This is a genomic window from Streptomyces sp. NPDC086519 (genome assembly GCF_040686075.1).
GTDB lineage: Bacteria > Actinomycetota > Actinomycetes > Streptomycetales > Streptomycetaceae > Streptomyces > Streptomyces shenzhenensis.
Genome location: NZ_JBFBJL010000052.1, coordinates 1 through 14,151, shown reverse-complemented (window position 1 = coordinate 14,151; position 14,151 = coordinate 1). Strand labels below are relative to the sequence as shown.

Annotated in this window: 11 protein-coding genes, 4 tRNA genes, 1 other RNA gene and 1 pseudogene; 8 read left to right on the top strand and 9 right to left on the bottom strand. The window is 71.6% G+C overall.

Annotated elements, in window-relative coordinates; genetic code table 11:
• Positions 1-29: 29 nt before the first annotated feature.
• The 5 genes and pseudogenes from AB0P24_RS35465 (at position 30) to AB0P24_RS35445 (ending at position 1,694) form a co-directional block, all read left to right on the top strand.
• On the top strand, positions 30-347 hold the full coding sequence (locus tag AB0P24_RS35465) for an Lsr2 family protein (RefSeq protein ID WP_181803544.1): 318 nt from the start codon (positions 30-32) through the stop codon (positions 345-347).
• 135 nt (positions 348-482) lie between these two features.
• Positions 483-554: transfer RNA gene (locus AB0P24_RS35460), tRNA-Gly, on the top strand.
• A gap of 82 nt (positions 555-636) precedes the next feature.
• Positions 637-712, top strand: a tRNA-Gly gene (locus tag AB0P24_RS35455).
• A 283-nt stretch (positions 713-995) separates the two neighbouring features.
• Positions 996-1,599, top strand: a pseudogene (locus AB0P24_RS35450) (response regulator transcription factor).
• A gap of 22 nt (positions 1,600-1,621) precedes the next feature.
• A tRNA-Gly gene (locus AB0P24_RS35445) sits at positions 1,622-1,694 on the top strand.
• A gap of 120 nt (positions 1,695-1,814) precedes the next feature.
• Here the strand turns inward: AB0P24_RS35445 and AB0P24_RS35440 are convergent.
• The 6 genes from AB0P24_RS35440 to ffs form a co-directional block, all read right to left on the bottom strand.
• A complete protein-coding gene (locus tag AB0P24_RS35440) occupies positions 1,815-2,714 on the bottom strand; it encodes a phosphoribosylaminoimidazolesuccinocarboxamide synthase (RefSeq protein ID WP_365801340.1) in 900 nt (299 codons plus the stop codon).
• A 92-nt stretch (positions 2,715-2,806) separates the two neighbouring features.
• Positions 2,807-4,303 (bottom strand): N,N-dimethylformamidase beta subunit family domain-containing protein, encoded by a 1,497-nt coding sequence (locus tag AB0P24_RS35435; protein ID WP_365801338.1) that lies wholly within the window; start codon positions 4,301-4,303, stop codon positions 2,807-2,809.
• A 365-nt stretch (positions 4,304-4,668) separates the two neighbouring features.
• Positions 4,669-6,492: a hypothetical protein gene (locus AB0P24_RS35430; protein WP_365801336.1), complete on the bottom strand. Its 1,824-nt coding sequence runs from the start codon at positions 6,490-6,492 to the stop codon at positions 4,669-4,671.
• Positions 6,493-6,769: 277 nt separating this feature from the next.
• Positions 6,770-8,026 carry a phosphoribosylamine--glycine ligase gene (purD, locus tag AB0P24_RS35425; protein ID WP_365801334.1) on the bottom strand — a complete coding sequence of 419 codons (1,257 nt, stop codon included), beginning with the start codon at positions 8,024-8,026 and terminating at the stop codon, positions 6,770-6,772.
• A gap of 356 nt (positions 8,027-8,382) precedes the next feature.
• Positions 8,383-10,626, bottom strand: a complete 2,244-nt coding sequence (locus AB0P24_RS35420) for a DNA polymerase III subunit gamma and tau (protein WP_365801332.1) — start codon at positions 10,624-10,626, stop codon at positions 8,383-8,385.
• A 48-nt stretch (positions 10,627-10,674) separates the two neighbouring features.
• An RNA gene (gene ffs, locus AB0P24_RS35415) (signal recognition particle sRNA small type) lies at positions 10,675-10,769 on the bottom strand.
• Positions 10,770-10,842: 73 nt separating this feature from the next.
• Here ffs and AB0P24_RS35410 point away from each other — a divergent pair.
• A tRNA-Ser gene (locus AB0P24_RS35410) sits at positions 10,843-10,930 on the top strand.
• A 77-nt stretch (positions 10,931-11,007) separates the two neighbouring features.
• Here AB0P24_RS35410 and AB0P24_RS35405 read toward each other — a convergent pair.
• The 3 genes from AB0P24_RS35405 to AB0P24_RS35395 all read right to left on the bottom strand — a co-directional run bounded on the left by AB0P24_RS35405 (position 11,008) and on the right by AB0P24_RS35395 (position 13,007).
• Positions 11,008-11,358 (bottom strand): hypothetical protein, encoded by a 351-nt coding sequence (locus AB0P24_RS35405; RefSeq protein WP_365801329.1) that lies wholly within the window; start codon positions 11,356-11,358, stop codon positions 11,008-11,010.
• A 115-nt stretch (positions 11,359-11,473) separates the two neighbouring features.
• Complete coding sequence (locus AB0P24_RS35400; RefSeq protein WP_365801326.1) at positions 11,474-12,703, bottom strand: helix-turn-helix transcriptional regulator; 1,230 nt, start codon at positions 12,701-12,703, stop codon at positions 11,474-11,476.
• Positions 12,693-13,007 (bottom strand): antibiotic biosynthesis monooxygenase, encoded by a 315-nt coding sequence (locus tag AB0P24_RS35395; RefSeq protein ID WP_365801324.1) that lies wholly within the window; start codon positions 13,005-13,007, stop codon positions 12,693-12,695. Before AB0P24_RS35395 ends, AB0P24_RS35400 begins: the two co-directional genes overlap by 11 nt.
• A 213-nt stretch (positions 13,008-13,220) precedes the next feature.
• On the opposite strand from AB0P24_RS35395, the gene AB0P24_RS35390 reads away from it, so the two are divergent.
• Together AB0P24_RS35390 and AB0P24_RS35385 are read left to right on the top strand one after the other, a co-directional pair.
• Positions 13,221-13,640, top strand: a complete 420-nt coding sequence (locus AB0P24_RS35390) for an ATP-binding protein (RefSeq protein WP_365801322.1) — start codon at positions 13,221-13,223, stop codon at positions 13,638-13,640.
• Positions 13,634-14,029 (top strand): hypothetical protein, encoded by a 396-nt coding sequence (locus AB0P24_RS35385; RefSeq protein ID WP_365801320.1) that lies wholly within the window; start codon positions 13,634-13,636, stop codon positions 14,027-14,029. Before AB0P24_RS35390 ends, AB0P24_RS35385 begins: the two co-directional genes overlap by 7 nt.
• Positions 14,030-14,151 lie beyond the last annotated feature (122 nt).

Genomic DNA, 14,151 nt, shown 5'->3' with positions numbered 1-14,151 from the left:
AGACGTGCCACACGAAGGGACCGATATTCGTGGCGCAGAAGGTCGTGGTCACTCTCTTTGACGACATCGACGGCTCGGAAGCGGCGGAAACGATCGCCTTCGGACTCGACGGCAAGTCGTACGAGATCGACCTGAATCAAGCCAACGCCAAGCAACTGCGCAAGGCCCTGGAGCCGTACGTGGTGGCCGGCCGCAAGCGGTCGAAGTCCGGAAAGGCGTTCAAGCAGACGGAGGTCGCCCCCGACCCGGCGGCCGTCCGCGCCTGGGCACAGGCGAACAAGATGGATGTCCCGGCCCGCGGCCGCATCCCGAAGAAGGTGTACGAGGCGTTCAGCGCCGCCCAGTGACAGGGCGGCCGGCTGCCCTCAGGGGGCGTCAGTCACCCCTGGGGGCAGCCGACTTGCGCTACCCCCCTGCTGATCAGCTAATGTCTGGAGCACGCCGAGGGGCGCGGCCGAAAAGCCGAAACCCACGGAGTACACGCGGGTGTAGTTCAGTAGTAGAACATCCCCCTTCCAGGGGGAAGGCGCAGTGTGCAATTCCTGTCACCCGCTCTGGCACCACCGGTCCTGAGGATGCTTGTGGATCAGGTAGGCTGGTGCCCGCACCGATCGGTGGGAGCCGGTCGGGAGCAGTGCGGACGTAGCTCAGTTGGTAGAGCGCAACCTTGCCAAGGTTGAGGTCGCGAGTTCGAGCCTCGTCGTCCGCTCCAGCTCATAGGAAACCCCAGTCGTGCGACTGGGGTTTTCTTGTGTGCTCCAACCCCTTACAGACCCCGGCATTTGTCAGCCGCGCACCGCTTCCCGGCCCCGGCCCCGGGGACGCTGAAGCCATGGACCGCGAACACATGATTGAGATCACAGATCTCCGGCGTGCCTACGGGACGGGTTCGATGCGTGTCCGCGGGCCGCGGAGAAGCACCTTCGCGGACCGCCGCGAACCTCGCGCCGCCCGGCACCCACGGCGCCGGAAAGACGTCCACGGTCGTACGGCCGTTGCCCGCGGGCGACGAGCGTCTGATCCGGGGCGCCCTGGCCGCGCTGCTCGGGCACGACGAGGACGAACGGGTCGTCGTCGCCGAGGCGGCCACCGGCCCGGAGGCACTCGCCCTGGCGCGGGCCCGTCGCCCCGATGTCGCGGTGCCCGGTCTCCAGATGCCCGGCGCCGACGGGCCGATGATGTGAGGGTCGCCACATCGCTCCGTGCCGAACTGCCCGGCTGCCAGGTACTGATCGTCACCGGTCACGGGCGGCCCGGCCATCCGAAGCGGACCTGGCGGCCGGTGTGCGGGGGTGCGTCCTGAACGCGGTGAGCGCACAGCGGCTCGCGTGGATCCTCCGGACCGGGCACGCCGGAAACCAGTACGTCGACCCGGAGTTGGCCGCCGACGCGATCTCCGCCGGGGACTCGCCGCTGACCGCGCGGCAGGCCGAGGCACTGCCGCCGACGGCAGGCGGCGCGCCGGTCGCCGAGCTCGCCGAGCGGGCCGCGCCGGCGCCGGGGACCGTGCGGAACCATCTCTCCCCGGCCGTCACCAAGCTCGGTGCGCAGAACCGTCATGCGGCAATGCGTCTCACGCGCGAGCGAGGTTGGGTATAGTTGCTCTCGCGCCACGGCGCATGCGGACGTAGCTCAGTTGGTAGAGCGCAACCTTGCCAAGGTTGAGGTCGCGAGTTCGAGCCTCGTCGTCCGCTCAGAAGAGAAGGCCCCCGGTTTCCGCCGGGGGCCTTCCGCGTTCACGGCCGTCCGCCTTCGAGGCCGTCCGGCTTCGAGGCCTTCAGCGCTCCCGGGCCGGAGCCCGGGGGACGCCTCCGTCACGACCAGGTGTTGCCCGTCAGCCGCTCGTACGCCTCGATGTACTTCGCGCGGGTCGCCTCGACCACCTGCTCGGGCAGCGGCGGCGGGGGCTGCTCGCTCCTGCGGTCCCAGCCGGACTCGGCCGAGGTCAGCCAGTCGCGCACGTACTGCTTGTCGAACGACGGCTGGGCGCGGCCCGGCTGCCACTCGTCGGCCGGCCAGAAGCGGGACGAGTCCGGGGTGAGGACCTCGTCGGCGAGTACCAGGATGTCGTTCTCGAAGCCGAATTCGAACTTCGTGTCGGCCAGGATGATCCCCCGGTCCCGGGCGATGTCCCGGGCGCGGCCGTACACCGCGAGAGTAGCCTGGCGCAGCTGGGCGGCGGTCTCGGCGCCGACCTGGCGGGCGACCTCCTCGTACGACACGTTCTCGTCGTGCTCGCCGACCTCGGCCTTGGTGGCCGGGGTGAAGATCGGGGCGGGCAGCTCGGAGCCGTCGACCAGGCCCTCGGGGAGGGCGAGGCCGCAGACCGTGCGGGACTCCTGGTACTCGGCCAGGCCCGAGCCGGTCAGGTAGCCACGGGCCACGCACTCGACCGGGAGCATCTTCAGGGACTTGCAGATCAGGGTGCGGCCCGCCCAGTCGGCGGGGGCGCCCTCGGGCAGCTCGGTGCTGATGACGTGGTTGGGGACCAGGTCGGCGAGCTTGTCGAACCACCACAGGGAGAGCTGGGTCAGGACCCGGCCCTTGTCGGGGATCTCGGTCGGCAGCACCCAGTCGTACGCGGACAGGCGGTCGCTGGCGACCATCACGAGGTCCCCGGCCTCGTTCTGGTACAGCTCGCGCACCTTGCCGGTGTGCAGATGCACCAGACCCGGCACCTCCAGGGGCTCGGGCTTTTCGACGAATCCGGACACGGTTCCTCCCCGTGGTTCTGTACAGGTGCCCTCGATTCTCCCGTATGCCGGGTTGCGCACGGACAGCGGGGCCGCGCGGACACCTGTGCGGGTCAGTCGTGTTTGCAGATGCGGTCCAGGAGGTTGGCGGTGGCGCGCTGGACCCGGGCGTCGACGTGGCCGGGGCGGTCCAGGGCCGGAGACCAGGCGAAGGTGCCGGAGGCGAAGACCAGGGCGCCGGAGGGGGCGCGGTAGAGGGAGGTCTCCTGGTGGCGCCGGACGCCGCCGTTGTCGGTGTAGGGGGAGTGGGCGAGCAGGATGCGCTCCTCGTGCTCGGGCAGCGCGGTGCGCGGGAAGTAGCGGTCGGCCTCGCCGGCCACCAGGCCCGGGAGTTCGTCGCCCTCGTGCGCTCCGGTGCCCTCCCAGAGCCAGTGCCGCGCGTTGCGCACGATCAGGGGGTAGGGCTCGGGCACCCGGCCCGCGTACTGGATGCCGACCGTCTGCTGTTCGGGCCGGTCGATCTCACGCCAGAGCACGGGCTTCCCCGGGCCCTTGCGTTTTCGGCAGGTCAGCAGACGGTTCTCGACCCCGGACGGGGAGGGCCCCAACTCCACCTGCCAGTACATCGTGTTGGCGGAGAGGAAGACGAGGCTCGTGCCGCTGTCGCGGGCCAGTTCGACCGTGCGGCGCATCTGCGGCGACCAGTACTCGTCGTGGCCCGGGAAGACCAGGCCCCGGTAGCGGGTGGGGTCGACGCGGCCGGCGTGCAGGTCGCGGGCCTCGGCGTAGGCGAGGTCGTAGCCGTAGCGCTCGGCCCAGCGGATGAAGTCGTAGGCGTGCCCGACGTGCAGGGGCAGGCCGGCGCCCGCGTACGGCCGGTCGAAGGAGACGGTGGTCGCCGCGTCGGCCTCGCCGAGCAGCCGGCCCCGCTCGTCCCAGGCGTGGTAGAGGCTGGCGCCGGTGTGGCCGTCCTCGGGGTAGAGGTTGTACGCCTGCCAGGTGATGTCCGGCAGCAGGAGCAGCAGGTCGGCCGGCTGGTCGTCGCGGATCGTGAAGGGCACGTGGGAGCGGTAGCCGTCGGCCGTGGTGAGCACGGCGACGTACGCGCCGATGCTCCAGTACGACGGGACCTGCAGCCGCCACGACAGCCACCAGTGGTGGCAGGAGACCGTGCGGTCGGCGGCCAGCGGCGGCGGCTGGACGATGCCGGACAGCCGGGGGCTGGTGGTGATCTTGGATGCGCCGTCGCCGCCGTAGTGGCCGATGCGGTAGATGTCGACGCTGAATTCCTGTGGCGGATCGACGGTGATGTGGAAGTCGACGGCCTCGCCCGGGGCGACCGCGCCGGTCGAGGTGAATCCTTTGATCTGGCGGTGCACGTCGTCCGCCGAGCGCGGGCCGCCGACGGCGGTGCGCGGTGCGGGGACCCTGGGGTTCTCGCCGGTGGGCTGCGGCCGGCTGGGGTCCACGTACCAGGGGACGACATGACCGGTGTCGTCGAAGTAGGTCTCACTGCCGCGCAGCCAGGGAACGGGACCCTGGCCGAAGGGATCCGTGACGGCGTGCGCGAGTGCTCCCGACTCCCAGCGGCGGATCTGGTCCGATGCCATGGTGGCTCCCCTCCCTCGTGCCCCCGCGAAGTGTGCCGATACGAGCCGATGTGCGATGTGGGCGCGCGTTCTGTGCTGTCGTACCTGTGTCCTGTGCCGTTGCGCCCGCGTCTTGCGCTGGGTGTTCTGCCTGTTTCGGGCGCTTCCGTCTCAACGTGGCGCCGTGTCACGCCATGCGCGCTACGGGGGCCATTGCGTGCCATGCGTGCCATGCCGCGACTGTGGCGTCTGTCTTATATCGGGTGCGCTTGCCACATCCGCGAACGGTCCCAGCACATCACATAACGCACGCGTCCGGTCACGGTTCGTCGTGAATTTGCCTGAAGTGGAACGCTTTGCTCCGCTAAAGCACCGAAAAGCCGAGGTCAGACCAGTCGGACCGGTTTCTCGGGACGTATTCCGGACTCGACCAGCCAGGCCCGCAGCGGGGCCGGGTCTCCCTCCTCGATGAGGCTGAGAACTCTGGGCGTCAGGTCGGCGGCCCGCTCGCCGCCGACCAGCAGGGACGGGCCGTCGAGCCAGTCCAGGCCGGGGGTGGCTCCGGCGGTGTCCACGGCCGCGCAGCACACCATCGCCGTCACGTGGTCGGCGAGGAGTTCGCGGGCGGTGCGCGGGGGCTGGAGCGGGAAGAGGGGCAGTGCGCCGTCGTCCCACAGAGGGCTGCCGGGGCCGCCCTGGCAGCCCTGGCCGGCGGGGGCGGGGCCGCCGGGGGACACCGCGGCGGTCGTTGCCCCGGGCGTTCCCTCGTGCTCCTCGCGGGCGAGGGCCGCGGTGAGGCCGGCGGCGAGAGCGGCGCTGCGCTCGGTGCCGGCGGGCTCGCCGGCTTCCTCGTCCTCGCAGCCGGGGGTGCGGGAGTCCGCGTCGTACGCCGGAAGGTACGGGCGCCTGCCGGCGGCGGACGGGACGGTCAGGTGGTCCAGGACGCGGGCCAGGGTCGGGCCGCCCGGCTCGGGGGCGGCGGGATCCGGGGTGGCGCGGACCCCGAGGGCGTCCAGGACGCGGTGCAGGCGGGCCGCCTCGGTGCGCCAGGTGCGGTCGACGACCTCGTCCGGATACTCCTGCCAAGCCACCGGCGACCAGGCCGGGCCGGGCTCGGCGGGGCCGCCGTGGAAGAGGCGGGCGGCGAGCAGCGAGGCGGCCTCGTCCACCAGCCCCGGCTCCTCCAGCAGGTCGCAGGCGGGCCGCTCGCCCAGCCGGGAGGCGAAGCCCTCGGCCAGCCGGTCGCGCCGGGACAGCTCGGTGAGGGCCGCGACCACGCCCGCGTCCAGCCGCGAGGGCCAGCGGCCCATCCGCCAGGCGGGCAGCGCGACCCGGGTGAGCAGGCGGTCCCAGCCGGCGTACGCGAGGCCGACCTGTTCCTGGGCGACGATGCGCAGTCCGTAGTCCACGGCCTGGGCCCGCTCGGCGGCCGCGGCGGCGACCCCGCGCTCCATCAGCGCCGCGTGCTCCCGGCAGCCGCGCAGCAGCAGCCGGGCCACCCAGCCGACGCCCGCGCACACCAGGCGGGTGGCCGGACATCGGGCGGGCGTCGCGGAGACGCCCACCGCCGCGTCCAGGCCCCGCACGAAGCGGCGGGCGGCGGCTATGTCCGGGTGCGCCGAGGGGCCCGTACCGGCGACGACCGGGGCGAGGACCGCGCGGAGCTCGCCGACGCGCATCCACCACAGAAACGGGGAGCCTATGACGAGGACGGGGGCGGCCGGGGTGCGGCGGTGCGGGCCAGGGGTGCCGAGCTCGTCGCCGCCCCTGGGCACGGGCGGGCCGTGCGCCGGGTGGGTGCGGTCCTCCAGCCAGCTGTCGCAGTCCGGGGTGAGCGCTATGGCGGAGGGCACCGGCACGTCGAGGCGGTCGGCGAGGTCGCGCACCATCCGGTACAGGTCCGGAGCGGACTCCTCCGGGATCGGGACGGTGGGGCTCACGGCCGGGCGGGCGCGGGCCACGACCAGGGCGACGCCGGCGGCGGCCAGCAGCACCAGTACGGCGAGGGCGCCGACGATCCAGCGGGCGGTGTCCCAGCCGTGGCCGACGAAGTGGCCGGTGGAACCGCCGGTCAGCAGGATCACCGTGGCCGCGGCGGGCAGCAGGGCCACCGCCAGGGCCCGGCCGCGGATGCGCAGCACGGCGAGCGCCCGGCTGCGCGCCGCCTGCGCTCCCGCCTCCGCTCCGATTCCGACGCTGGTACTGGTCACGTCCCGACCTCACCCCCTCCCCGCTGTCCTCGGCCTGTCCTGGCTGTTGCTCACTCCCCCACTGTGGCACCCGTCACTGACATCGCAATGCCGGTGGGCCAAGTGCCGGAACGCTTGCGCCGCACCCTAGTTGGGGCCTCGGCCCCCGTCAGCCGGATGGGGCATCGGTCACTCGATGGAATGGCTTTGGTCAGAGGTGATCGACAGACAGCAATGATCAGGCCCCGGATTTCGGGGTCCGGGGCCTGATCGGGAAACGAGTCCGCGGGGACCGGGGTCAGGCCTCCTCGGCCGCCGCCTTCGCGGCGATGTCCGTACGGTGCTGGGAGCCGTCGAGGCCGATCCGGGCCACCGCCGTGTACGCCCGCTCACGGGCCTGGGTCAGGTCCTCGCCGGTCGCCGTGACGGAGAGGACCCGGCCGCCGGCGCTGACCACGTCGTCGCCGACGCGCTTGGTCCCCGCGTGCAGGACGTAGGCGTGCGGCGCGTCCACGGCGGCGATCTCGTCGAGGCCGGTGATGGGGTCGCCGGTGCGCGGGGTGTCCGGGTAGTTGTGCGAGGCGACGACGACGGTGACGGCCGCCTCGTCGCGCCAGCGCAGCGGCGGAAGGTCGCCGAGGCTGCCGTTCGCGGCGGCGAGCAGGACGCCGGCCAGCGGGGTCTTCAGACGGGCGAGGACCACCTGGGTCTCCGGGTCGCCGAAGCGGGCGTTGAACTCGATGACCCGCACACCGCGCGAGGTGATCGCGAGGCCGGCGTAGAGCAGACCGGAGAACGGGGTGCCGCGGCGCCGCATCTCGTCGACGGTCGGCTGGAGGACGGTCTCCAGGACCTCGTCGACGAGCTTGGGGTCGGCCCAGGGCAGCGGGGAGTAGGCCCCCATGCCGCCCGTGTTCGGGCCCTCGTCCCCGTTCAGGGCGCGCTTGAAGTCCTGCGCGGGCTGCAGCGGGAGGACCGTCTCGCCGTCGGTGATCGCGAAGAGGGAGACCTCGGGGCCGTCCAGGAACTCCTCGATGACGACGCGGTCGCAGGCGGCGGCGTGCGCCTTGGCGGCGTCCAGGTCGTCCGTGACGACGACGCCCTTGCCGGCCGCGAGTCCGTCGTCCTTCACGACGTACGGCGCGCCGAAGGCGTCCAGCGCCTCGGCGGCCTCCTCGGCGTTCGTGCACACGTACGAGCGGGCGGTGGGCACTCCGGCCCCCGCCATCACGTCCTTGGCGAACGCCTTGGACCCCTCGATCTGCGCGGCCGCGCCGGAGGGGCCGAAGACCGGGATGCCCGCCTCGCGCACGGCGTCGGCGACCCCGGCGACCAGGGGGGCCTCCGGGCCGACGACCACGAGGTCGGCGCCGATCTCCCGGGCCAGCTCGGTGACGGCCGCGCCGTCCAGGGCATCGACCTGGTGCAGCTCGGCCACCTCGGCGATGCCGGCGTTGCCGGGGGCGCAGTGCAGCGCGGTGACGTCGGAATCGAGGGACAGAGAGCGGCACAGGGCGTGTTCGCGGGCGCCGCTGCCGATGACGAGGACCTTCACGGGGGCCAGCGTAGCCGGGTGGGCCGACTGGAGGTTCCTCCAAGGGGCCGGAGCTGAGGGTGACCACCTGCCGAGGTGGCCGCCCTGGGGGGATGCCGCCCCCAGCCCCCCACTTCGACTTCAGCAGCCTGGACGACCTCGTCCTCAAGCGCCGGAGCCGGGCGGGTCGGGGGGCAGCCGGACGCGCTGGGAAGCCAGGGGCGTGGAGAAACCAGGGGCGTGGGGAAAACAGGGGCCTGGGGAAAACAGGGGCGTGGGGAACCGCGCGGGCACTCCCGTCGGCCCGCAGCCGCCCGACAAGACGAGCCGAGCAGAGCCGAGCCCTCCGCCTCCGAGCCGTCGGCGCTCGCCCCGCGTCACTCGTTCTGGAACTCCTCCACCACCGTCGCCCCCAGTTCCTTCACGATCAGTTCGTGGCCGGAGAGGGCCGACTCGTCGAGGTCGGGGTCGTCCTCCTCGGGGATGTCGTCCTCGGGAGCGACCGGAGGCGGTTCGGGGGCGGTGGGGACAGGGGCCGCCGCCGACGACGGGGCGGGCGGCGCGCTCTGGGCCGGGGCCGTTGCCGGGGCCTGCTGGATGGGCGCGGGGCGGGCCGGGGCCGCCGGGGCGGCGCTGCCGTACCCGGAGGCCGCGGGCGCGCCGTAGCCGGCGACGGGCGGTGGAGCGGCGCCGCCGCCACCACCCGTCGGGTCGACGATCGCCTCGATCCGCCACTGCACGCCGAACTGCTCGCCCAACGCCTGCCGCAGCACCTCCTCGCTGCCGCTGCTCGCGAAGTTGTCCCGAGCCCCGGCGTTGACGAAGCCGAGCTGGAGGGTGGTGCCGTCGAAACCGGCGACCTGGGCGTTCTGGCTGAGCAGGATCCAGGTGAAGCGGCGGCGGTTCTTGACCGCTTCCAGGATGTTCGGCCAGAGCACACGCGGATCGAGACCACCCGCAGGGGCGGCGGCGGGAGCGGGAGCCGGGGCGGCGGTCGCGGCCGGGGCGGGGGCGGGGGCCAACTGGGCCGCCCGGGTCGCCGGGGGTGGCGGGGCCTGCTGGGCCGCCGCCGGAGCGCCCGTGGCCGTGGGCCAGCCGCCGGGGCGGCGGGTACCGCCGCCCGCGGGGGTTGCCGTCGGCCAGGCGCCGGGCGCGGGAGGGGCGGAGGCAGCGGGCGGCGCGGCGACCGGAGCCGGAGGCCCTGGAGCCGGTGCGGGTGCCGGGCTCGGCACGGGGGTGGGGCTCGGCACGGAGGTCGGGCTCGGCGCCTGGGTCGAGGTCGGCGCCTGGGTCGGAGTCGGGGTCGGCGCGGGGGTCGGGCTCGGCGCCGCTCCCCCTCGTACGGCCGCACGGGCCGCGGCCGGACCGCCTGCCTGCTGCACAGGAGCCGGGGGCGGCGGCATGTGCGCCTCCGGACCAGGGACGTATCCCATGGCGGGCGCACCGCCCCCGCCCGAGAAGTTGACGCCCCGCTCCAGCCGGTCGAGGCGGGCCATCACGGACCGCTCGTCCCCGTAGGCCGCAGGCAACAGCACGCGGGCGCAGATCAGCTCCAGCTGGAGGCGCGGGGACGTGGCGCCGCGCATCTCCGTCAGGCCCTGGTTGACGAGGTCGGCGGCGCGGCTGAGCTCGGCGGCACCGAAGATGCCGGCCTGGGCCTGCATTCGTTCGAGAACGTCGGCGGGGGCGTCGAACAGCCCCTTCTCGGCGGCGTCCGGGACGGCGGCGAGGATCACCAGGTCCCGCAACCGCTCCAGCAGGTCGGCGACGAAGCGGCGCGGGTCGTTACCCCCCTCGATGATCCGGTCGACGACCTCGAAGGCGGCGGCGCCGTCCCCCGTCGCGAAAGCCTCGACGACGGAGTCGAGCAGCGACCCGTCCGTGTAGCCGAGCAGAGAGGTGGCCATGGCATACGTCACACCGTCGGCACCGGCCCCCGCGAGCAGCTGGTCCATGACGGACATGGAGTCACGCACGGATCCGGCACCGGCCCGCACGACGAGCGGCAGCACGCCCTCCTCGACGGGGATCTTCTCCTTGCCGCACACCTCGCCGAGGTAGTCCCGGAGAGTCCCCGGCGGCACCAGCCGGAACGGATAGTGATGGGTCCGCGACCGGATGGTCCCGATGACCTTCTCGGGCTCGGTCGTGGCGAAGATGAACTTGAGATGCTCCGGCGGCTCCTCGACGACCTTGAGCAGCGCGTTGAAGCCGGCCGACGTGACCATGTGGGCCTCGTCGATGATGTAGATCTTGTAACGGCTGGAGGCGGGCCCGAAGAAGGCCTTCTCGCGCAGCTCACGGGCGTCGTCCACACCACCGTGAGAGGCCGCGTCGATCTCGATGACGTCGATGGAACCGGGCCCGTTGCGCGCCAGGTCCTGGCACGACTGGCACTCCCCGCACGGAGTCGGAGTGGGCCCCTGCTCGCAGTTCAGGCACCGGGCCAGGATCCGCGCGCTGGTCGTCTTCCCACACCCACGCGGCCCGCTGAACAGGTACGCGTGATTGACCCGGTTGTTCCGCAGCGCCTGCTGCAACGGGTCGGTGACATGCTCCTGCCCGATGACCTCGGCGAACGACTCCGGGCGATAGCGGCGGTACAGCGCGAGAGACGACACACCTACGAGGTTATAGGCGCCCACTGACAACCAGCCCCGCCCGCAAACGCAAGGGCCCCCCACGCACCCGCCAGAGCCAACCTACCCTTGCTGCCTTCCGGCCCTGGGGGAGTTCAGTCAGATAGCGCCGCGTGAGGGGCTCCGCACAGAGTACCCGACGTCAGCGGGTAGGAACGAGTTCGCGAGCACTCCTCTCGGTCATGTAATGTTCCCAGCGGAGGATTCGCCTAGAGGCCTAGGGCGCACGCTTGGAAAGCGTGTTGGGGGCAACCCCTCACGAGTTCGAATCTCGTATCCTCCGCCAGTGCCTCACCGGGCACGATGTCGAAGGGCCCCACCGCGAGGTGGGGCCCTTCGACGTTGTCCGTCTCAGTTTCCGTCTCAGTCGGCCTCTGTCGAGTACCAACCAGGGGCACTCTCCTCGGTGACGACCGGTTCCGCCCAGGCCGCAACCGCGAGGACGTCCCGCTTCACCATGTGCCCGTCAACGACGTCGTAGAGCAGCCGCCGCACTCGCGGCCCGAGCCGGATCACGTACCTAACACCCTCGACGCCCACCGCACCGATTTCGCCCCGGTCACTGTCGGCGGCGAACCCGTCGGCCTCGACCACCTGCCAGCCTGCCTTCGAGGCGAGATGAACCCAGGTACCGAAGGCCCGCTCGCGATCCGAGTAGGGCGTCACGCCACCCACGCACGCGATGATCTCGACAGGGTCCGTCCGCTTGTCCATGGTCTGCCTTCCTGTCCCGGCGCGTTCGCATGCCCGCATCACCCACTCCGCTGGATGCGAAAGGGCGTGCCGACGACAACCACAGTAACCCGTACTCCAAGTACTGTCTAGTACTTCAGGTACCAGTCCGTACTTCGTGTACGCCCAACTCCGCCGCAAGCGAGCGCAGCTCCTCGGAGGGAGGCCCGCTCATGGTCAGCAGGTCTGCCACGAGCTGCTTCACCATCGGCAGCGACCGCACCATCTCGGGCGACAACTCCCGCGCCCTCAGCAGCGCCGATACGGCATCAGAGACCTGCCGGCGCTGGGCATACGCCCTGGCGACATCGATCTGAAAGCGCGTCTGCCGTTCCGCGGACAGTCCCGACGCGTCGATGGACTGCGCAGCCCTGAGAGCGACTCCGGCATCCCCCAGGTCGACGGCGACGGACACCTCGTGCAAGCCGACGTTGGTCGGCCCGAACTCGGTGTTGTAGTCGTTGCGTCCGTCGCCGACCTGTTCGGCCATCTCGCGAGCGTCACGGAGATACCCGTACGCCTCGTCGGCCAGGTTCAGCCGAGCCGCAGCGACCGCCCGTTGCAACGTCAGCGCGCCACGCAACGCCACCGCCTCAGCCTGCCCCGACTCTGCGAGCGGCCGCAGCGCATCGGCCGCGGTCCCCGATGCCTGGGCCGCCTGCTCGAAGTGGCGCGCACCGAGGAAGACGATCGAGAGCCGGAACTCACCGGCCGCCATCAGCAGCGGATCATTCGCCCGCTCGGCAGCTACCACGGCACGGTCGACAGCGATCCAGGCCGCCTCGGGCTCCCCCATGTTCGCGAGCGCGCCACTGCACGTGTGATACATGATCGCGAGCAGCCGGAACAGCTCGACGCGGTCCGAATCCGGAACCGAGCGGGCGGCCGACTCCAGTCGGGGAACCAACCCTTCGAGCAGCTCGGCCAGGTCGGCGTAGTTGCCCTGATGGGTCAGCGACCACGCACGGTCGACCTCGGCGCGAAGCGCCGGCACATCGGGGGAGCCGCTCGATCCACCAAGGATCGCCTTCAGGGAGTGCGCAGCGCTCAGCACCAGCCGAAGCCGACTCACCCCCGGCGGTTCGCCCTCGGCCACCGACGCCACGATGGGAGCCTCAGCCGCCAGCTCGGCGACAGGCAATTCCAGGACGTCGGCGACCTTCTCCAGCACGGTCATCCTGTCGATACGGCGTACGCCCCGCTCGACCTGGGACACCCATGCTTCCGAGCGCTCCAGGAGGCCGGCGAACTCCTTCTGTGACAACCCCCGGCGCTTGCGATGGAAGGCGATCTTGCGACCAAGCGCCTTCTGATACTCAGTACTCAACGTCCACGCCCTTGCCGGACACGAAGTCCAGGCGGTCGACCTCAGTGGCAGCGAGGTACTGCCCCCGCTCGGAGAGGAAGACCCGCACGTAGTCCTTCGACTCGTGCTCCTCGAAGGCCGACTTGTCCCGGTAGAGCTCGTAGAACACGCGCTCCAGCGGACGGCCGTCAACACGGTGCACCGTGTAGATCACCGTCCCGGGCTCGTTCGCGCGGATCTGGTCGCCGGTCCGCGCCACCAGGTCGTCGAAGCCAGCCGCCGCAGCCTCGTCCTTGCAGGTAAAGCGCACCATCAGTCCGAACATGCGAGGTCCTCTCTCCATCGGAATCCAGGTCAGCACCAGACCGCACGGCGAACGCTATGCGTCGCCCGGCCGCACGAAAAGTACGAACCCGCACTCCGAGTACGCGCACATTCGGTACGGTGCTAGTACTAATTGTACGGCTCTGCATGGTCCGTGTCAGCCGGTCAGTGAGGCTGACGCAGAAAACGGCAGGTCACCGCCATGGAGGACGCCTTGCCCACCCACCGACGCACCTTCCGCGGAGATCCTCAGGAGCTCCGCACCGCACGAAGCTGGACCCGCGCCGCACTGAACGGTCACCCCCACTCCGACGACGCCGCCCTGATCGTGACCGAACTCGGCACCAACGCCGTCGTGCACACCGCCAGTGGCGAGACCGCCGGCACCTTCCACGTCACACTCACCGTCTCCGAGCTGATGACCGTCATCGAGGTGGCCGACGCAGGAGGCGCGAAGACCGCCCCCGAGATCCAGCAGCCATCCGGCAACGCCACCCACGGCCGCGGACTCGGCATCGTGGCCACTCTCGCCGACAACGTGACGGTCCACGACGACGACTCCGGATGCACCGTCACCGCGGAGCTCCGCATCCCGGCACCGTGTTACGCACACCCCGGAGACCGCCAGTGCTGACGGTCAAGCCCCTGCGCGGCTACTGGTGCGAGTGCTGGACCGAGGACCTCAGCGACGGGATGCAGTGGCCGGCGCTCCGGGCATCCTTCGACGCCTACTCAGCTCCCCAGGCGGACAGATGGGTAGCCGTCACCCTCCGCACCATCTCGCCCGCACTGGACCCCGACGCCTCGGATCAGGCATGGGCTTGGCTCTACGAAGGCCGCATCGCAACGCGGCAGGCCCTCATGCGCTCCCAGCCCTGCACGGTCACAGTCACCCAGGACCAGACCCGCATCACCTGGACCATCCGACCGGTGCTCTTCCTGCCCCTCGCACACCGCCAGGGCACCGAACTCCCGCCTTGCACCCAGGAATTCAAACCCCGCACGCCCCACGCGTCCGACTGAGTAACAACCTTCTTCACGGGTTCAAGTGCGGCTCGCTCCGCTCCCCGCGCGCGGCCCGGCCCCCGGCCGGGCCTGCGCTCCTAATGGCGCGGTAAGACGCTGGGCGGTTCTCATGGCCGAGC

What these genes read in the sequence shown, in the direction of transcription:
- AB0P24_RS35435 (WP_365801338.1), bottom strand. Translation starts at nt 4,303, where the DNA reads ATGGCATCGGACCAGATCCGCCGCTGGGAGTCGGGAGCACTCGCGCAC.
- AB0P24_RS35405 (WP_365801329.1), bottom strand. Translation starts at nt 11,358, where the DNA reads ATGGACAAGCGGACGGACCCTGTCGAGATCATCGCGTGCGTGGGTGGC.
- AB0P24_RS35395 (WP_365801324.1), bottom strand. Translation starts at nt 13,007, where the DNA reads ATGTTCGGACTGATGGTGCGCTTTACCTGCAAGGACGAGGCTGCGGCG.